19 protein-coding genes are annotated in these 17155 nt (G+C 68.3%); 12 read left to right on the top strand and 7 right to left on the bottom strand.

Annotated features, from left to right (window positions below; genetic code table 11):
- The first annotated feature begins 65 nt into the window (after window positions 1–65).
- Entirely contained in the window at window positions 66–647 is a 582-nt protein-coding gene (locus AB7E83_RS13305; protein WP_428570169.1) for a hypothetical protein, read from the top strand.
- 48 nt (window positions 648–695) lie between these two features.
- Here AB7E83_RS13305 and AB7E83_RS13300 read toward each other — a convergent pair whose 3' ends face one another.
- Window positions 696–2837, bottom strand: a complete 2142-nt coding sequence (locus AB7E83_RS13300) for an AAA family ATPase (protein ID WP_428570168.1) — start codon at window positions 2835–2837, stop codon at window positions 696–698.
- Window positions 2838–3115: 278 nt separating this feature from the next.
- Complete coding sequence (locus AB7E83_RS13295) at window positions 3116–3532, bottom strand: hypothetical protein (RefSeq protein ID WP_428570167.1); 417 nt, start codon at window positions 3530–3532, stop codon at window positions 3116–3118.
- A gap of 230 nt (window positions 3533–3762) precedes the next feature.
- Here AB7E83_RS13295 and AB7E83_RS13290 point away from each other — a divergent pair, with 230 nt between their 5' ends.
- Together AB7E83_RS13290 and AB7E83_RS13285 are read left to right on the top strand one after the other, a co-directional pair.
- A complete protein-coding gene (locus AB7E83_RS13290) occupies window positions 3763–4104 on the top strand; it encodes a hypothetical protein (RefSeq protein WP_428570166.1) in 342 nt (113 codons plus the stop codon).
- 126 nt (window positions 4105–4230) lie between these two features.
- Window positions 4231–4686 (top strand): J domain-containing protein, encoded by a 456-nt coding sequence (locus tag AB7E83_RS13285; RefSeq protein WP_428570164.1) that lies wholly within the window; start codon window positions 4231–4233, stop codon window positions 4684–4686.
- A gap of 43 nt (window positions 4687–4729) precedes the next feature.
- Here AB7E83_RS13285 and AB7E83_RS13280 read toward each other — a convergent pair whose 3' ends face one another.
- The gene (locus tag AB7E83_RS13280) at window positions 4730–5191 is read right to left on the bottom strand and encodes a TerB family tellurite resistance protein (protein WP_428570163.1); all 462 of its coding nucleotides are present in this window, start codon (window positions 5189–5191) and stop codon (window positions 4730–4732) included.
- Between the two features lie 142 nt (window positions 5192–5333).
- Here AB7E83_RS13280 and AB7E83_RS13275 point away from each other — a divergent pair, with 142 nt between their 5' ends.
- Genes AB7E83_RS13275 through chrA form a run of 5 tightly spaced genes read left to right on the top strand, consistent with a single transcriptional unit; the run spans window position 5334 to window position 9588 of the window.
- Complete coding sequence (locus AB7E83_RS13275; protein ID WP_428570161.1) at window positions 5334–6269, top strand: bifunctional helix-turn-helix transcriptional regulator/GNAT family N-acetyltransferase; 936 nt, start codon at window positions 5334–5336, stop codon at window positions 6267–6269.
- The gene (locus AB7E83_RS13270) at window positions 6251–7174 is read left to right on the top strand and encodes a DMT family transporter (protein ID WP_428570262.1); all 924 of its coding nucleotides are present in this window, start codon (window positions 6251–6253) and stop codon (window positions 7172–7174) included. The genes AB7E83_RS13275 and AB7E83_RS13270 overlap by 19 nt, the downstream gene beginning before the upstream one ends.
- 8 nt (window positions 7175–7182) lie before the next feature.
- Window positions 7183–7761, top strand: a complete 579-nt coding sequence (locus AB7E83_RS13265) for a chromate transporter (RefSeq protein ID WP_428570160.1) — start codon at window positions 7183–7185, stop codon at window positions 7759–7761.
- A complete protein-coding gene (locus AB7E83_RS13260; RefSeq protein WP_428570158.1) occupies window positions 7758–8342 on the top strand; it encodes a chromate transporter in 585 nt (194 codons plus the stop codon). Before AB7E83_RS13265 ends, AB7E83_RS13260 begins: the two co-directional genes overlap by 4 nt.
- A gap of 10 nt (window positions 8343–8352) precedes the next feature.
- Window positions 8353–9588, top strand: a complete 1236-nt coding sequence (gene chrA, locus AB7E83_RS13255; RefSeq protein WP_428570261.1) for a chromate efflux transporter — start codon at window positions 8353–8355, stop codon at window positions 9586–9588.
- Window positions 9589–9595: 7 nt separating this feature from the next.
- Here chrA and AB7E83_RS13250 read toward each other — a convergent pair whose 3' ends face one another.
- Genes AB7E83_RS13250 through rlmB form a run of 3 tightly spaced genes read right to left on the bottom strand, consistent with a single transcriptional unit; the run spans window position 9596 to window position 11389 of the window.
- Window positions 9596–9937, bottom strand: coding sequence for a hypothetical protein (locus AB7E83_RS13250; RefSeq protein ID WP_428570156.1), 342 nt, complete (start codon window positions 9935–9937; stop codon window positions 9596–9598).
- Between the two features lies 1 nt (window position 9938).
- Window positions 9939–10658: an SIR2 family NAD-dependent protein deacylase gene (locus tag AB7E83_RS13245; protein ID WP_428570154.1), complete on the bottom strand. Its 720-nt coding sequence runs from the start codon at window positions 10656–10658 to the stop codon at window positions 9939–9941.
- A complete protein-coding gene (gene rlmB / locus AB7E83_RS13240) occupies window positions 10655–11389 on the bottom strand; it encodes a 23S rRNA (guanosine(2251)-2'-O)-methyltransferase RlmB (protein ID WP_428570152.1) in 735 nt (244 codons plus the stop codon). The genes AB7E83_RS13245 and rlmB overlap by 4 nt, the downstream gene beginning before the upstream one ends.
- Before the next feature lie 71 nt (window positions 11390–11460).
- On the opposite strand from rlmB, the gene AB7E83_RS13235 reads away from it, so the two are divergent.
- A complete protein-coding gene (locus tag AB7E83_RS13235) occupies window positions 11461–12336 on the top strand; it encodes a c-type heme family protein (protein WP_428570150.1) in 876 nt (291 codons plus the stop codon).
- A 16-nt stretch (window positions 12337–12352) separates the two neighbouring features.
- Window positions 12353–14608, top strand: coding sequence for a protein kinase domain-containing protein (locus AB7E83_RS13230; RefSeq protein WP_428570149.1), 2256 nt, complete (start codon window positions 12353–12355; stop codon window positions 14606–14608).
- A 132-nt stretch (window positions 14609–14740) separates the two neighbouring features.
- Here AB7E83_RS13230 and AB7E83_RS13225 read toward each other — a convergent pair whose 3' ends face one another.
- On the bottom strand, window positions 14741–15412 hold the full coding sequence (locus AB7E83_RS13225; protein WP_428570147.1) for an ABC transporter ATP-binding protein: 672 nt from the start codon (window positions 15410–15412) through the stop codon (window positions 14741–14743).
- Here AB7E83_RS13225 and AB7E83_RS13220 point away from each other — a divergent pair.
- Both AB7E83_RS13220 and mnmH read left to right on the top strand, forming a co-directional pair.
- Window positions 15399–16055, top strand: a complete 657-nt coding sequence (locus AB7E83_RS13220; RefSeq protein ID WP_428570145.1) for an arylesterase — start codon at window positions 15399–15401, stop codon at window positions 16053–16055. The genes AB7E83_RS13225 and AB7E83_RS13220 overlap by 14 nt on opposite strands.
- Window positions 16052–17140, top strand: coding sequence for a tRNA 2-selenouridine(34) synthase MnmH (gene mnmH / locus AB7E83_RS13215; protein ID WP_428570143.1), 1089 nt, complete (start codon window positions 16052–16054; stop codon window positions 17138–17140). Before AB7E83_RS13220 ends, mnmH begins: the two co-directional genes overlap by 4 nt.
- The last annotated feature ends 15 nt before the right edge of the window (window positions 17141–17155 follow it).

Raw genomic sequence — 17155 nt, 5'->3', positions numbered from 1 at the left:
ACGCCGTGTCGCACTTGTAGGAGGCGGCATCCTGCGCTGTGCGCCACCGGGACGGATAATGCGGGATGCTCCAAAAAACCATGCTCGCCGCCACTCTCGCGGCTGCCTTTCTCGCTGTCGCACCGGCTCATGCCCAGACCGCTTCGTCCCCCGCCAAGAAGGAACTCATCGCCAGGATCCTGAAGCTTCAGCAACCCGGCATCGAACAGATGGCGCGCTCGCTCGCCGAGGAACCTGCCGAGGAACTCATGGCCCGCGCCGCGGCCGCCCTGCCCCAGCGCGTGGCGCCGGAGAAGCAGGAAGCGGTGGCCAAGGAAATCCAGAACGACCTGAAGAAGTACGCCGACGAGGCGGTGCCCATCGCACGCGCGCAAGCCCTGAAGATCGCTCCCACGACCGTGGGCAAGCTGCTCGACGAGAAGTTCACCGAGGCGGAGCTGCGCCAGATCGCGCAGATCATCGAGAACCCGGTCTATGTGAAGTTCCAGACGCTCGGCCCGGAGATGCAGAAGACGCTGGCCGACACGCTGGTCAACGACACCAAGGCGCAGATTTCGCCGAAGGTCCGCGCGCTCGAGATGACGATCGCACGCCGGCTGGGCGTGCAGCCGCAAGGCGGCTCACCGGCGGCTCCGGCCAGCCGCTGAGCCAGCTCGCCGTCATTCCCGCGAAGGCGGGAATGATGCCCGGCACTCTCAGGCCGTCGCCGCGCCGTTCAACCCCACCTTGGTGTTGAAGCTGAAACAGGCCGCCTCGAAGCTGCGGATTTCCGCCAGCGCTTCCTTCAGGCTCATCTCCCCCGCTTCCATCAGCTTGCCCGCCAGATGCTCCGTCAGGGGCTTCAGGCGCATGAGCAACGCCTTGGTCTCGCCGTAGAGCCGCTCGCTCTGCAACTCCATGATCGTGCGGGTCTCCTCGTCGACGTTGCGCGAGCCGCCGCCGTCCGAATGCAGCGCGCCGAAATTCAGGCGCGTCTTGCGGTACATGCCCATCTCGGCCACGGCGTGGTGCAGGAGCTTGGTCACGCGGGTGATGTCGTTGTGCGCGCCGTTCGTGGTGCCCTCTTCGCCGAAGAACAGCTCCTCGTTCGCCATGCCGCCCAGCAGCACGCGCACGTCGTGCTCGATGTCCGACTTGGTCTTCAGCAGGTTCGCGCCCTGCTTGTGGAAGACGAAGCCGAGCGCGTTGTTGCGAGGATTCGCCTTCAGCGAGATCTTGATGGTCTTCATGTCCGACTGGATCAGCTCCCAGTCGCCCTCGGCGCGCTTTCTTTCCAGATCGAAGTCGACCAGGAAGTGCCCCCACTCGTGGATCGCGATGATGCGCCGGTCGCGCTCGCGCTCCTTCGTGGTGTTGCCGTTGACGTTGCCGACCATCACCCGCTCGGCGGCCTGCATCAGCGTGTCGGCATCGATCATGTCGCCCGCCTGCACCGCGGTGATGCCCGCCTGGTTGACGATGGTCTCGAGGTCCGCGGGGCTGCGGCCCTCGGTGATCTCGACGAAGTGCCGCAGGTCCAGGTCGCCCGCCACCTTGCCCGCGCGCTGCGACAGGTAGTGCTCGGCGATGGCAAGGCGCTCTTCCTTGTTGGGCAGGCGGAAATCCACCTTCATCTGGAAGCGGCGCAGCATGGCTTCGTCCATCTGCATCGACTCGCTGTTGAAGTTGGACGCCACGATCCAGATGATCTCGCCGTCCGCGCGCGTGCGCACGCCGTCGAGGATGGCGAGCAGCGAGTTCTGCGTGTCGTCGTCGAACTTGCGGTGGCCGCCGCGCTTCATGAAGAGGTCTTGCGCCTCGTCGAGAAAGACGATGCAGCGCTTGCGGCGCTTGGCGAGCGACGCGATGCGGGCGAGCGTGTTGGAGCCGCCGGCGACGAAACCCGTCTCGAGATTGGCCGCCGAATGGAACAGGATCGGCAGGTTCAGCTCTTTCGCGAGATAGCTCGCCAGCTTGGTCTTGCCGGTGCCGGCCGGGCCGCTGAACATCACGTTGAACGGCTTCTTGATGCCGTATTCCGCGTATTCGGCGCGCCGCTCGTACTGGTCCTTGATCTGCGCGACCTCGGTCTTGATGTCGTCCATGCCGACGAGGTCGTCGATGGAGCCCTGCACCTGCGACGGTTCGATGAACTTGAGCGACTTGAACTGGCCCTTGAGCTGGAAGGCGAGGAAGCCCAGCAGGCCCACCGTGAGCGCGGCGGACAGCACACCGGAGACGCCGGCCTTCCAGCCGTCTTTTTCCGACTGCGGACGGGCGCTGCCGAAGCGCTCGTCCAGCCGCTCGAGCATCGCGACGCTCGCCTTGCTGAGTTCGGAGCGTGGCACGAACACGAGCTTGCTGCCCCAGGGCGCGGCGACGGCCCGGTCGGCGAAGATCTTCGTCTCCATGTCGCTCGGGTAGTAGGCGTACTGCCGGCCTTGCGACTCGATGAGGAGGATGCGCTCGGAGATGTTCCACATCAACGGCTTGTAGATCACCGTGATGCGCTCAACCGGTCGGTTTTCGAGGAAGCCGAGCACCGAACCGGTGCCGAACACGACGGGCAACTTGTCGTTGAGCGTCCAGAGCGCCTCGGCGCCCGGCTCGCTGGCGGCCATCTTCGCCACCTGCTCGGCCAGCTGCGCCTGCTTCTGATAGACGCGGTACGAATAGGCGCCCGACAAGGGGATCATCGCGGCGACGGCGACGAGCACGAATTTGACGAAGAACGACTGCAGCGAGAACCAGTCCGCGAAGCGGCTGGCGAGCTTGCGCGCGGCCAGCCACCCGCGGGGCGGGCTGGCGCCGGTCGCGCCGTTCTCGACGGTGTCCTTCGCGGCCGAAAGATCTGACATGGCTTTCCTGTGGTGATTCAGTATCCACGCAAGGCGGCTGCCTTGTCGGATACATCCTACAGAGTAGAAAAGGAAAGTGCGAGTTCCTCACGCGGGGGATGAAGCCGCTCGTGAAGCTGACGTGAAAAATTCACTGGATTGACAGCTCGGCAGTCGTTTGCGTCGGCGAACTCCCCCCGCCGTCATTCCCGCGAAGGCGGGAATCCGTGCTTTCAAAATCTACGCGCGTCGGGAACCTGCGGACAAGAAAGCGCTCCAACCCATTGGCCGGGTTCTTTTCAAGTTTCTTTCCCGGCTGCTTGTCCCTCGGCCCGCAAGACCGAGGGATTTTTTATGGCCGCGTGGATTCCATCGATCCACAGCAGCGCGGAGCGTTCGGATGCGAACAGCACGACGGTGGCGACCGTCGGGTCGCTGCGGGCCTCCAGGTCGACCATCTCCACCGGACCGAGCAGCGCGACCTTCATGTCGGGCGGCAGCACACGGCGCAGGCGATCCATGACGAAGAACTTGCCGGGGACGCCTTGCGCCGCATGAACCTCGCGAAGATCCAGGAGCACCTTGTCGCGGTTCTCCCGCAGACCCGCCGCCTTGAGCTGGTAGGCCAGGTTCAGCGCATCGTTGTACCGCCAGGAGCCCTGTGCGTTGATGCGCAAGTGCCTTTCCTCGACGCGGGTGGTGACGATGAGGTTCATGCTGCGGGCAAGATGCCCATGGCGGGTAAGCGAATACGTCGGACGAAACCTCGACCGCATGCAGGGAAACCTCGGAAAGCGCCGGATTCCCGCCGACGCGAAAGCGTCGGGCAGGAAGTTTGTAGGACAAGGCCAAATGCGCCTGTCCGTCCCAGCGCAGCCGCCCCCGCCGACGCCGGTTCCGCTCCACACTGGGTCCCTATAAAAGCAGCAGTCACAGGGAGGCTGTCATGGAAAAGGTCTGGGGCCCGATCAACGGCTTCTACATCGCTGCCTACGCGGTGCCCATCGCGGACGGACAGCGCTTCTGCAGCTACGCCAAGGTGTGCGCCGAGCCGCCCGGCACCTACTGGGACGCCCTCTGCCTCTTCAAGCTGTTCGGCGGCGAGGACCACGACAGCGAGATCGGCGCGCTGGCCTTCGCGCGGCTCGCCGCGCAGGCCCAGATCGAGCGCATTCCCTCGCGTGACCGCAGCTCGCTCGGGTTCGCGGTGTTCGACGAGGCGAAGGACGTCATCTTCCCGTTGCATCAGCAGATCCGCCGCGTGCAGCAGCAACGCGCCGCCGCCTGATCGGGGCAATCGAGGGATCGTCATCCCCGCGAAGGCGGGCATCCAGGGCTTCCGTGTAGCTCTCGCACGACAGGCCGCCGCCGGAACGCTTCGCTTTCGTTGGGGTGCCCCCTAGAATTCGCAGCGATGGCCGCGCCGATCGCCACCTACTACGACGTGCTGAGCGTGGACCGCTGCGCCACGCAGGATGGCATTCGCCGCGCCTATCGCAAGCTCGCCCAGCAATACCACCCCGACCGCATGCCCGACAACGCGAACGCGGGCCGCGCCATGGCCGCGATCAACGCGGCCTACGACGTCCTGTCCGACTCGCATCGCCGCGCGGAGCACGACCGCTGGATTCGCAGCGCATCGGGCGCCGGCTCACGACCCGTACGAGTCAGGCCGCTGCAAAGCAAATGGTCGACCGTGTGGCCGTGGTATCTGCTTTTCCTCACGATGGCGTTCGCGCTCGCCGCGATCCTCACGGTGATGCTGGCCGGCACGATCCATCCGCGGCGCATGGCCGCGGCGGACTGCGTCGAAGCTCAGGCTACGGCCGTCGGCTGCCGCCACGACAGCCGTTTCCTCTCGGTTTCGTAGAGAGACCCGTCGCCCTGCACGCCGGGCATTGCCCGGCCGGACCTCAGGCGTGCCCCGCGCCCTTCGCGTGCAGCTTCGCGGCGATGTACTCGCCGTGCGTCACATGCAGCAGGCCCGCGACTTTCGAGATCAGGTGGTTCTCGTGCGCGTCGAGGTGCCCGTCGGCGAACGCGACCCGCCACATCTGCTCGACCATCCGCACCTTCTGCTCGTGCGTGTAGCGATCGTTGAGGGTCGAAGTGAATGCGAAGAAATCGCCGGCGCCCCGCGAGCGTTCGTGGGCGAGATCGACGAGGCGGTCAATTTCGTCGTCGGCCAGCGTGAAGCTGCGGCGCAGCGCTTCGACCACCGCGGCACGCTCCTTCTCCCCCAGCGCGGGATCGGCACGCATCACCTCGACGAGGAGGACGGCCGCAGCGAGTTGCAGCGCGTGGTCGTCACGGGGTGCGACGGCGGCGTCGTTGCCGGTGACGGCGTCGAAAAGATCCTTCAGGACTTTGAGCATGGCCTCATTGTGGCGCGTTGCGCGGTTCGCAGAGTTGAGTGGAGGCGCTGTTCGGCCGCAGGGGCCCGCGGTCATGCATGCGGCATCGCGTTCGTATGGAAATTTAGTTGACTCCGGCAAACATCTCCCTCACACTCGCCCGATGTCCGGGCCCTCGCCCATTCCCGCCGCGCAGGTCAAGGCGGTCCGCGCCTTCAACCGCTTCTACACGCAGCGCATCGGCGTGCTCGACCGCTACCTGGGCAGCGACTTCACGCTGACCGAAGTGCGCGTGCTGTACGAGCTTGCACACCGCAAGCAGCTCACCGCGAGCGCGCTGGTGCGCGAACTGGGACTCGATCCGGGGTATCTGAGCCGCATCCTGCGCAAGTTCGACGCGCAGGGCTGGATCGTGCGCGAAGGCGCGGCGCATGACGCGCGGCAGACCCTCCTGCAACTCACCCCGAAGGGGCACGCCGCCTTCGCGCCGCTGCAGCAGAAGTCGCGCGACGAAGCCGCGGCCCTGCTTGCCGCGCTGTCGCCGCGCGCGCGGCCCCGCCTCATCGGCGCGATGGACACGTTGCAGCGCCTGCTCGAGGCGGGCGCGGACGCGCAACCCGCCATCGTCATGCACGACCCCCGCCCCGGCGACATGGGCTGGGTCGTGCAGCAGCACGGCGAGCTGTATGCGCGCGAGTACGGCTTCACCGCGGACTTCGAAGCGCTGGTCGCGCGAATCGCCGCGGAGTTCATCGACAAGTTCGACCCCGTCCACGAAAAAGGCTGGATCGCCGAAGTCGACGGCGAGCGCGCCGGGTCCGTTTTCGTCGTTCGCAAGTCGGCCACCGTCGCCAAGCTTCGCCTGCTGATCCTGCGCCCGGAGGCGCGCGGGCTCGGCCTGGGCCAGCGGCTCGTCGACGAAGCCATCGACTTCGCACGCGCCACGGGCTATCGGAAGATGGTGCTGTGGACGCAGGACATCCTGGTCGCCGCGCGCGCCATCTACAAGTCGCGCGGCTTCGTCCTCACGCAAAGCGAGCCCAATTTCGATTTCGGCCAGAAGGACATGCGCGCCGAAACCTGGGAGCTGAAGCTCTGAACCTCGCCCTGGTCGCGGCGGCGGGCTCGAGCATGCTCGTGGGGGCCGGCATCGTCGCCACGCGGCACGTGGTGGCGGAAGTGCCGCCGCTCACGCTCGCGCTCCTGCGGTACGCCATCGGCGTGGTGTGCCTGCTGCCCTTCGGCGTCGCATCCTGGCGCGCGGCCCGAATGACGGCGACGCTGCGCGACCTCGCCGCGATGGCCGCGCTGGGCATCGGTCAGTTCGCGGTCCTCATCGCTTTCATGAACTGGGGCCTGCAGCACATCGGCGCGGCGCAGGGCGCGCTGATCTTCAGCCTGTTCCCTCTTCTCACGCTCATGCTCGGCGCCGCGCTGGGGCGCGAGGAGATGACGGCGCGCTTGCTGGCCGGCGTGCTCGTCTCGATCGCAGGCGTGGCCTTGTCCCTCGCGCCGAAGATCGCGGCGAGCGGCGGTTCGGCGCATGCGGGCGGCTGGTGGGGCGAACTCGCCATCTTCGCGGCCGCCCTCGTCGGCGCGATCTGCAGCGTGCTGTACCGGCCTTACCTGCGGCGGTATCCCACGATGCCGGTGTCGACCTACGCCATGGCCGCTTCGGTCGTCTTCCTCGTGGTCGCCGCGGCCGGCGAGCAGTGGCCGTCGCGCATCGCGGCCATCGCGGCCCCTGCCTGGGCCGCCATCGTCTTCATCGGCGTCGCGAGCGCCGTGGGCTACTACCTCTGGCTCTACGCGCTCAAGCACGAGTCGCCCACCCGCGTGACGGTGTTCCTCGCGCTCAACCCGGTCACGGCCGCAGTGCTCGGCGCGGTGCTGCTCGGCGAGCGCCTTCATCCCGCCCTGCTCGTCGCGCTCGCGCTCATCGCGGCGGGGCTGTGGCTCTCGGCGCGCGGGTCGCCGGGCAAACGACAGCCTCGCACGGGATAATTCCACGCATGACCAGCCCCCCGGCGGATGCCGAGCCCCGCGCGAAGCCGCGATCCCTTACCGAACTGTTCCTTGCCTTTAACTGGATGGCCCTGCAGGGCTTCGGCGGCGTGCTCGTCGTCGTCCAGCGCGAGCTGGTGGACCGCAAGAAGTGGTTCACGCGCGAGGAGTTCGTGGAGGAATGGGCCGTCGCGCAGATCATGCCCGGCCCCAACGTGGTGAACCTCGGCATCATGTACGGTGCCCGGCATTTCGGCTGGCGCGGCTCGTTCGCCGCCGTCGCGGGCCTGCTCGGCCTGCCGGCCCTCATCGTCGTGCTGCTTGCACTCGTCTACACCCGGTACCAGAGCGATCCGCACGTGTCCGGCGCGCTGCGCGGCATGGGCGCCATTGCCGCCGGCATGTTCATGGCCACCGGCGTGCGCCTCATTCCGGCCTTGAAGAAGAACGTGCTGCGCCCCGCGCTCGCGGGCGCGTTCGCCATCGCGGCCTTCGTTGCCATCGCGCTGCTGCGCGTGCCGCTCGCGTGGGTCCTGCTGGGCATCGGCGGGCTTGCGTGCGTCATCGCCTGGCGGAGGCTCCGATGAGCACCACTGCGGTCATCAGCATGACGGCCATCGACTGGCTCCACCTGTTCGCGCATTACCTGGGCCTCTCGCTGCTGACGGTGGGCGGGGCGATTTCCACCGCGCCCGACATGCATCGCTTCCTGGTCGAGGAGAAGCACTGGCTCAACGATGCGCAGTTCACTTCATCCATCGCCATCGCGCAGTCCGCGCCCGGGCCGAACGTGCTCTTCATCGCGCTGATGGGATGGAACGTCGGCCTCAACGCGGGCGGCTACGCGAGCGCCGCGCTCGGCATGGTGCTGTGCATGACGGGGATCATGCTGCCCTCGAGCGTGCTGACCTTCCTCACGGCGCACTGGAGCCACCGCAACCGCGACATGCGCGCGGTGCGCGCCTTCAAGCAGGGCATGGCGCCCATTGTCATCGCACTTCTCGTCGCCACCGGCTGGCTGCTCGCCACCGGCCAGTCGCCCGAGGCAAAACACTGGCCGCTGTGGGCGCTGACGGCGGCGGCGCTGCTGCTCGTATGGCGCACGAAGATCCACCTGCTGTGGCTGCTCGCGGCGGGGGCGCTCGCGGGGGCGCTCGGGATTGTCTGAAGGCACGATGATGCAGTCCTCCGAACGCACTCCCGACAGCGACGCTTCCCCGGACGCCCAGGGCTCGCCCCGTGGTTCGGCATGGGAGGTTTTCCTGGTGTTCCTCAAGCTGGGCTTCACCTCCTTCGGCGGCCCCGTCGCGCATCTCGGCTACTTCCGCACCGAGTTCGTCGAGCGGCGCGGATGGCTCGACGACAAGGCCTATTCCGACCTCGTCGCGCTCTGCCAGTTCCTGCCCGGCCCGGCGAGCAGCCAGGTCGGCATGGCGCTCGGCCTGGGCCGCGCGGGCTGGTGGGGCGCGTTGGCCGCGTGGGTCGGCTTCACGATGCCATCGGCCATCGCGCTCATCCTCTTCGCCTTCGGCGTCGCCGGATGGGCAGGCGTTGCAGCTTCGGGCGCCGTGCATGGACTGAAGGTCGTCGCGGTCGCCATCGTCGCGCAAGCCGTGTGGGGCATGGCGAAGTCGCTGTGCCCGGATCGGTTGCGGGCGGGGATCGCGCTCCTTGCCGCCTTGCTCGTCCTCGCCGTGCCGGGCGCCATGGGCCAGCTGGCCGCGATCGTGCTGGGCGGGCTGGCGGCCCGCTTCCTGTTGCGACTCGGGCATCTGCCGCCGGCTGCGCATCGCTCGTACCCCGTGTCCCGGCGGACGGGCGCGGTGCTGCTCGCGATCTTCGCGGCCCTGCTGCTGCTCGTTCCCTTGCTCGCGACGCTGAGCGCTTCGCCCTCCATCCAGGCCGCGGCGGTCTTCTACAAGGCCGGCGCGCTGGTCTTCGGCGGCGGCCACGTGGTGCTGCCGCTGCTGCAGGCGGGCGTGGTGCCCGGCGGCTGGGTGAGCAACGATGCGTTCCTCGCCGGCTACGGCGCGGCGCAGGCGGTGCCGGGGCCGTTGTTCACGTTCGCGGCTTATCTGGGCGCGCTGATGCCCTCGCCGCTGGGCGGCTGGATCGGCGGCCTGTCGATGCTCGCCGCCATCTTCGTACCCGCGTTCCTGCTCGTGGCCGGCGCGCTGCCGTTCTGGGAATCGATGCGCCAGCGCGACGACGTCCAGCGTGCGATGGGCGGCATCAATGCCGCCGTGGTGGGCGTGCTCGGCGCGGCGCTGTACGACCCCGTGTGGACGAGCGCCATTCATTCGCTCGCCGACGTCGCGCTGGCGCTGGCGGCGTTCGGCTTGCTGGTGTTCGCGCGATGGTCGCCGGTGGTGGTGGTGGGGCTGGCGGCTTTGGCGGGCTGGATACTGGCCTAGATGCCCCTCACCGCGGATTCTCGTAAAACACGTACGACGTGAACCCCCCGATCTCGAAATACACCTTCTTCTCCGTCGCGTCGACCGCGCCGTTCAGATTCTCGTCGAGCACGCCCCACCCGTACCGGTAGGCGCGCGCCTCGCCGTCCGCCGTGCCGAGCGCCGTGCTGAGCTTGTCGATGCGCAGCCAGCGCTTGACCACCTTGTCGCCGGAATAGACCTCCAGCACGCCGTTCGTGCCCGTCCAGTTCTGGATGTCGCGGCTCAATTTGTTCTGCTGCTCCTGCGTGCAGGCCGCCAGGCCAAGCACCGCCACGCAGGCGAGCACGCTCCACGTTCGTCTCGTCATCTCAATCCTCCAGAAGATAAGGCAGCGACCGCGCCGCCGTGTCGCGCAGCACCACGTCGGCCGCATCGTCGAGATCGCTCGCCTGCGGGTTGACGACGACCACCTGGCCGCGCGCCATGCGCGCGAGACCGGCCGCCGGATAGACGGCGCCCGACGTGCCCACGACCAGCATCAGGTCGCAGGCGCGCGCGGCGGATTCGGCCTCGGCGAGCACGCGAGCAGGAAGCGCTTCACCGAACCACACGACCGCGGGCCGAAGAAGATTTCCGCAGTGAGCGCAACGCGGGGGACGCCCTGCCTCCACCGCCAGATCGCACCTTTCACAGGGCACGTCCAGCCACTTGTCGTCGGCGAGGTTGCCGTGCAAGGCCAGCACCCCCGGGCTGCCCGCGCGCTGGTGCAGTCCGTCGACGTTCTGCGTAGCCACGGTAAGCCGCCCCGGGTGCCGCCGCTGGAAGTCGGCAATCGCGAGATGCCCGGCATTCGGCGCCACCCTGGCCACGGCTTCGCGCCGCGACACGTACCAGTCCCACACCATCGACGGATTTGCGCGGAACGCGGGCTCGGTCGCGAGTTCCTCGGGTCGGAATTTCGCCCAGAGCCCCGTCTGTGCATCGCGGAACGTCGGCACCCCCGACTCCGCGCTCATGCCGGCGCCGCTGAACACGACGATGCGGCGCGCGCCCCGCACGAGTTCGCGCACCCGCTCCCTCTCGCTCACAGCCGCTGCCTCACCGCCTCGTACAGACACACCCCGCTCGCCACCGACACGTTGAGGCTCTCCACCGCGCCGCGCATGGGAATGCTCGCTAGCGCGTCGCAGGTCTTGCGCGTGAGTTGCCGCATGCCCGGTCCCTCGGCGCCCATCACCAGGGCGACGGCGCCTTTCAGGTCGGTGCCGTAAATCGTGGCCGGCGCATCGTCCGCCAGGCCGATGCACCAGATGTTGCGCTCCTTCAGCTCGCCCATCGTGCGCGCCAGGTTCGTGACCATGAAGTACGGGATGGTCTCCGCCGCGCCGCTCGCGACCTTGGCGACCGTGGCGTTCACCCCCACCGCATGATCCTTCGGCGCGATGACCGCATGCGCCCCCGCGCCGTCGGCCACGCGCAGGCATGCACCGAGGTTGTGCGGATCGGTGATGCCATCCAGCACCAGCAGCAGCGGCGGTTCGACCAGCGCGTCGAGCAGGTCGTCGAGCGACTTCACCTGCTCGATCGCGTTGACCCGCGCCACCACGCCCTGGTGCCCGGCGCTGCCGGCCATGCGCGACAGCCGCAGGCCGTCGGCCTCGACGATGCGCACGCCGGCCTCGCCCGCCCGCTGCACGAACTGGCGCATGCGCGCGTCGCGCCGCGTGGGGTCGACGAAGATTTCGATGATGGACGCCGACGCGGTACGCAGGCGCACCCCGACGGCATGGAAGCCGAACAACACCTTGGGAGCAGACATGCTGCGATTATCCGGTGGCTCTGGCCGCCGTCCCGCTGTATAAAACGATAGGCTCTCAGGAGGAGACGGTCATGGGACTTCGGCTCAAGTTCAATCTGGTTCTCATCGTGGTGTTCCTCGCCGGCATCGCCGCCGCGGGCGCCGTTTCGCGCTCGCTCCTCCTCGACAACGCGCGCGAGGAGGTGATCCGCGACGCGCGCCTCATGATGGAGGCGGCCGTTTCGGTGCGCACCTACACCGTCGAACAGATCCGCCCGCACCTGATCAAGCAGCTCGACGAAGTCTTCCTGCCCCAGACCGTGCCCGCCTTCGCTGCGACCGAAGCCGTGGCCCACCTGCGCAAGAAATACAAGGAATACAGCTACAAGGAGGCCACGCTCAACCCCACGAACCCGCGCAATCGCACGGCCGACTGGGAAGCCGACCTCGTCAACCAGTTCCGCCAGAGCCCGGACGTGAAGGAGATCGTGAACGAGCGGCAGTCCTCCACCGGCCGCAGCCTCTTCATCGCCCACCCGATCCAGATCTCCAACCCCGCCTGCCTGCAGTGCCACAGCACGCCGTCGGCCGCGCCGCCGACCATGATCAAGCTCTATGGCGAGGCCAACGGCTTTGGCTGGAAGCACAACGAGGTGGTGGGCGCGCAGGTGGTGAGCGTGCCGATGGACGTGCCCCTGCGCAACGCCAACCGCGCCTTCACGACCTTCATGGCGTCGCTCGCGGCCGTGTTCGCCGTGGTGTTCGTCGTGCTCAACGTCATGCTCAGCTGGCTGATCGTGCGGCCGATCCGCCGCATGTCCGAGGATGCCGACAGGATCAGCACCGGCGACTTCGGCGTGCCGGAGTTCAAGGAAAAGGGCAAGGACGAGATGTCCGTCCTCGGCAGCTCGTTCAACCGCATGCGCCGCAGCCTCGAGAAGGCCATGCAGATGATCGGCGACCAGTGACCGGGCGGCCCGCCGAATGAGCGAACGACCCGCGCCGCCCGCGCCCCCGCCCGCGGCCGACGGCGACGAGGCCACGCTGCCGGCGGGCTACCGCATCAACGAATACGAGATCGAGCGCACGCTCGGCGGCGGCGGCTTCGGCATCACCTACCTCGCGCGCGACGGCAACCTCGACCTGCCGGTCGCGGTGAAGGAGTATTTCCCCAACGACCTCGCCACGCGCAGCGCGGGGCACGCGGTGCGCGTGCGCTCGGGCGACCCGGAGGCGAAGGGCACCTACGAGTGGGGGCTCGAGCGCTTCCTCGACGAGGCGCGTGCGCTCGCGACCTTCCGGCACCCCAACATCGTGCGCGTGCTGCGCTACTTCCGCGAGAACGGCACGGCGTACATCGTCATGGAGTACGAATCCGGCCAGCCGCTCAAGCGCTGGCTGCCCACCGTGGCGCCGCTGTCGCAGCGCACGGTGCTGGACATCGTGTATCCGCTGCTCGACGGCCTGGAGCAGGTCCACAAGGGCGGCTTCCTGCACCGCGACATCAAGCCCGACAACATCTACGTGCGCGCGGACAATTCGCCCGTGCTGCTCGATTTCGGCTCCGCCCGCCGCGTGCAGTCCGGCCGCGACCTCACGAACATCGTGAGTCCCGGTTTCGCCCCCTTCGAGCAATACCACTCCCACGGCAAGCAGGGGGCGTGGAGCGACATCTATTCGCTGGGCGCGGTGATGTACTGGATGGTGACGGGCAAGAAGCCGCTCGAGTCCGCCTCCCGCGTGCAGAAGGACGGCATGGAGCCGGCGTCGAGGCTCGCGGCCGTGCCCGTGTTCGGCGCCGAACTCCTGCGCGTCATCGAGTGGGCGATGCACCCGGACGAGAGCCGCCGGCCGCAGACGGTGGCGGAGTTCCGCGCGGCGCTGCGCGGCGCGGAACTCGGCGCGGCCGGGCCGCAGAGTCTGGCCGCTTCGGCGAACGCCGGGGCCCGGCCGATGTCCGTGACAGAGGGCGCGGCGAGCGCACCGACCGCGCCGAGCGCCCCCACCGGCCCCTCCGCGCAGAACCGCAACCGGCTCGGCACCATCCTCTTCCTCGACCTGGTCGGCTACTCCATCAAGTCCGTCGACAACCAGGTGCAGCTCAAGAAGCTGTTCAACGAGCTGATCGCCAAGGCCCTGCGCGGCGTGCCGGAAGACACGCGCATCGCCATCGACACCGGCGACGGCGCGGCCATCTGCTTCCTGGACGATCCCGAGGAGGCGCTGCACAGCGCCCTGCTCCTGCGCGACCTGCTCGGGCAGAAATACGGCACCGCGATCCATGCGCGCATCGGCCTGCACCTGGGGCCGGTGCGCGTGATCCAGGACATCAACAACCGCGTGAACGTCATCGGCGACGGCATCAACGTCGCGCAGCGCGTGATGGACTTCGCGCAGCCCAACCAGGTGCTGGTCTCGCGCTCGTATTACGACGTGATCTCGCGCCTGACCGACGACACCGCCGACATGTTCCAGTACCTCGGCCAGTACCCGGACAAGCACGAGCGGCTGCACGAGGTGTATGCGGTGGTGGCTTCGCAGCGGAACGTGGCCGCGGACCCGACGCGCCTCGATCCGGATGCGACGACCCGGGTGACGAGGACGATGCCCACGTCGGTCGCCCGCGACATCGACGACGGTGCGGTGCTGGAGGTCGAAGCCGAACTCGCGCGCCACATCGGGCCGCTCGCGAAGGTACTGGTGAAGAAGGCCCGTCCGCTCGCGGCGTCGGCGGAGCAGCTGCGCGAGTCGCTCGCGCCGTCGATTCCCGATCAGAAGGCGCGCACGCTGTTCCTGCTCGGCTCGCCCATCGTGAGCCAGCCGCCGAGCCATCCGGTGCCGAGCCGGCCGTTCACGATGCCGTTCTCCCAGCCGCGCGGCGGCGCGAGCGCGCCGCCGCCGGTGGCGCATCCGCCCACGGTGCTTGCGAAGACGGCGCCGATGCCGCGAACGCAGCCCATGAGCCAGCCCATGAGCCAGCCTCTGAGCCAACCCATGAGCCGGCCCGGCGCGCCCACGGCGAAGGTGCTCGACCTGTCGCCCGAGGAGGTGGCAGGCCTCGAACTCGCGCTCAGCAAGGGCATCGGGCCGATGGCCAAGATGCTCGTGCGCAAGGAGCTGGGCCGCGCGGGCAGCGTGAAGGAACTGGTGCAGGCGCTCTGCGAGAACTTCGACAGCCTGGAGCAGCGCGACGCCTTCACGGCCGCGGCGAAACGGGCGCTCGGCAGGCGGAGCTTCTAGCCGCGATTGCCGGGCCGATAATGTGTCGCAGACGAGGTCGTGAAGTGCGGCAGGCGAGGACATGGCGTCGCAGCTACCGCGTCGAATCCGATTCATACGGGCGTCTTGCCAGGGCAAGCGCCATGACCGGAATCAGGCCGCGATCCGCCCCGCCTCGATCGTGATCCTGCGCTCGCAGCGCTGCGCAATGGCGCGGTCGTGCGTCACCAGCACCAGGGTCGTGCCCAGTTCGCGGTTCAGGTCGAACATCAGCTGCATCACCGTCTCGCCGGTCGCGAAGTCGAGGCTGCCGGTCGGCTCGTCGGCCAGCAGCACGGCGGGCTGCACGACGAAGGCGCGGGCCAGCGCCACGCGCTGCTGCTCGCCGCCCGACAGAACCTTCGGATAGTGGCCGAGCCGCTCGCCGAGTCCGACGCGGCCCAGCATCTCGGTGGCCGCCTTGCGCGCATCCTTGCGGCCGGCCAGCTCCAGCGGCAGCATCACGTTCTCGAGCGCGCTCAGGTTGCCCATGAGCTGGAAGCTCTGGAACACGAAGCCCACCTGCTGGGCGCGCCACGCCGCGCGGTCGTCCTCGTCGATGGCGAAGAGGTCCTGTCCCGCCAGCCGCACCGTGCCCTTCGTTGGCGTGTCGAGGCCGGCGATGATCGACAGCAGCGTGCTTTTTCCCGAGCCGGAGGCGCCGACGATGGCCGCGGTCTCCCGCGGGGCCAGGGAGAAATCGATATCGCGCAGAATGTCGAGGGTGCCGGTCGAATCGGTGACCGATTTATAAACGTGCTCGACGGAAATGATGGATTCGGACATTCGGGGTGCTGTGTCGTGGACGCGGCGTGACTTTATCGCGGGGCTGGGGCTGGCCGCTTTCGCCACGCATTCCTGGGCGGCGGGCGAACCCGTGATCCTGGTCGTGGGCGACTCGCTCAGTGCGGAGTATGGCCTGAAGCGCGGCAGCGGCTGGGTCGCCCTGCTCGAACAGCGGCTCGCGGCCGAAAAGTCGAAGGCCCGCGTGGTGAACGCGAGCATCAGCGGCGACACGACCTCGGGCGGCCGCTCGCGCCTGCCGGCCCTGCTCGCGCAGCACAAGCCGACGATCATGGTGCTGGAGCTCGGCGCCAACGACGCCTTGCGCGGTCTGCCGCTGGCGGGAACCGAGGAAAACCTGTCGGCCATGACGCAGGCCGCGCAGAAGGCGGGCGCGCAGGTGCTGCTGGTGGGCATGCAGGTGCCGCCGAATTACGGGACCGCCTACGCGAAGCAGTTCGCGGACCTCTTCGAGAAGGTGGCGAAGCGCAACAAGGCCGCGCACGTGCCTTTCCTGCTCAAGGGCGTGGCCGACGCCGCCGACCCCACGAAGCTGTTCCAGAACGACCGCATCCATCCGCGCGAGGAGGCGCAGCCGCGCATGCTCGAGAACGTCTGGGCGGAGCTGAGGAAGCTGTTGAAGTGAGTGTGCAGGTCATCAACGCGGCCGACGCGATCGCGCGGCTCGCGGAGTTCGACGCGGTGATCGATGCGCGCACCGAAGCCGAATTCGCCGAGGACCGCCTGCCCGGGGCCGTCAACTGGCCTTCGCTCAACAACGAAGAGCGTATCGAAGTCGGGACGATCTACAAGCAGGTGAGCCCCTTCGAGGCGCGCAAGCGCGGCGCGATGCTCGTGTCGGCCAACATCTCGCGCCACATCGGCCGCGAGATCATGGACAAGCCCAAGTCGTGGAAGCCGCTCGCCTACTGCTGGCGCGGCGGGCAGCGCAGCGGCGCGCTCGCGCTGGTGCTGGGGCAGATCGGATTTCGCGTTCACGTGGTCGAGGGCGGGTACAAGGCGTTTCGCACCGCGGTTCTCGCCGCCCTGCCCGCGCTTGCCGGCTCGCTGACGTATCGCGTCGTCTGCGGCCCCACGGGTTCGGGCAAGACGCGCCTGCTGCATGCGCTCGAGGCCGCGGGCGCGCAGGTGCTCGACCTCGAAGGGCTGGCGAGCCATCGCAGCTCCGTGCTCGGCGTGGTGCCGGGGCAGCCGCAGCCCTCGCAGAAGAATTTCGACACGCGGGTGTGGGAGCGCCTGCGCAGCTTCGACCCTTCGCGCCCCGTGTTCGTCGAAAGCGAAAGCCGCAAGGTCGGCAACCTCGCGGTGCCGGGCGCGCTGATCGACGCGATGCGCGCGAGCGAATGCATCCGCGTGGAGCTCCCGATCGAGGAGCGCGTGAAGCTGCTGCTGGAGGACTACGACTTCTTCGTGAAGGACCCGGAGTTCTTCTGCCGCCGGCTCGATGCGCTCGTGCAGCTGCGCGGCAAGGCGCAGGTGCAGGCGTGGCAGGCGTCGGTGCGCGCGGGCGATCTCGAAGTCGTGGTGAGGGAGCTGCTGGAGAAGCACTACGACCCCGGCTACCAGGCGTCGATCGAGCGCAATTTCTCGCGGCACGCCGCGGCCGAGGTGTGGTCGCCGCGCAGCCATTCGCACGAAGCGATGACCGAGGTCGCCCAGGCCGTCATTCCCGCGAAGGCGGGAATCCAGGGCTTCCAAAAGCCGCTTTGAAATCCCTTGGCCCCC

It is taken from the genome of Ramlibacter sp. (genome assembly GCF_050250995.1).
Taxonomy (GTDB): Bacteria; Pseudomonadota; Gammaproteobacteria; order Burkholderiales; family Burkholderiaceae_C; genus Ramlibacter.
This window is presented reverse-complemented; position numbering and strand designations above follow the sequence as displayed.

Excerpts from the sequence above, each read along its gene's own strand:
- AB7E83_RS13305 (WP_428570169.1), top strand. The coding sequence starts at position 66 with ATGCTCCAAAAAACCATGCTCGCCGCCACTCTCGCGGCTGCCTTTCTC.
- AB7E83_RS13300 (WP_428570168.1), bottom strand. The coding sequence starts at position 2,837 with ATGTCAGATCTTTCGGCCGCGAAGGACACCGTCGAGAACGGCGCGACC.
- AB7E83_RS13295 (WP_428570167.1), bottom strand. The coding sequence starts at position 3,532 with ATGAACCTCATCGTCACCACCCGCGTCGAGGAAAGGCACTTGCGCATC.
- AB7E83_RS13290 (WP_428570166.1), top strand. The coding sequence starts at position 3,763 with ATGGAAAAGGTCTGGGGCCCGATCAACGGCTTCTACATCGCTGCCTAC.
- AB7E83_RS13285 (WP_428570164.1), top strand. The coding sequence starts at position 4,231 with ATGGCCGCGCCGATCGCCACCTACTACGACGTGCTGAGCGTGGACCGC.
- AB7E83_RS13280 (WP_428570163.1), bottom strand. The coding sequence starts at position 5,191 with ATGCTCAAAGTCCTGAAGGATCTTTTCGACGCCGTCACCGGCAACGAC.
- AB7E83_RS13275 (WP_428570161.1), top strand. The coding sequence starts at position 5,334 with ATGTCCGGGCCCTCGCCCATTCCCGCCGCGCAGGTCAAGGCGGTCCGC.
- AB7E83_RS13265 (WP_428570160.1), top strand. The coding sequence starts at position 7,183 with ATGACCAGCCCCCCGGCGGATGCCGAGCCCCGCGCGAAGCCGCGATCC.
- AB7E83_RS13260 (WP_428570158.1), top strand. The coding sequence starts at position 7,758 with ATGAGCACCACTGCGGTCATCAGCATGACGGCCATCGACTGGCTCCAC.
- chrA (WP_428570261.1), top strand. The coding sequence starts at position 8,353 with ATGCAGTCCTCCGAACGCACTCCCGACAGCGACGCTTCCCCGGACGCC.
- AB7E83_RS13250 (WP_428570156.1), bottom strand. The coding sequence starts at position 9,937 with ATGACGAGACGAACGTGGAGCGTGCTCGCCTGCGTGGCGGTGCTTGGC.
- rlmB (WP_428570152.1), bottom strand. The coding sequence starts at position 11,389 with ATGTCTGCTCCCAAGGTGTTGTTCGGCTTCCATGCCGTCGGGGTGCGC.
- AB7E83_RS13235 (WP_428570150.1), top strand. The coding sequence starts at position 11,461 with ATGGGACTTCGGCTCAAGTTCAATCTGGTTCTCATCGTGGTGTTCCTC.
- AB7E83_RS13230 (WP_428570149.1), top strand. The coding sequence starts at position 12,353 with ATGAGCGAACGACCCGCGCCGCCCGCGCCCCCGCCCGCGGCCGACGGC.
- AB7E83_RS13220 (WP_428570145.1), top strand. The coding sequence starts at position 15,399 with ATGGATTCGGACATTCGGGGTGCTGTGTCGTGGACGCGGCGTGACTTT.
- AB7E83_RS13225 (WP_428570147.1), bottom strand. The coding sequence starts at position 15,412 with ATGTCCGAATCCATCATTTCCGTCGAGCACGTTTATAAATCGGTCACC.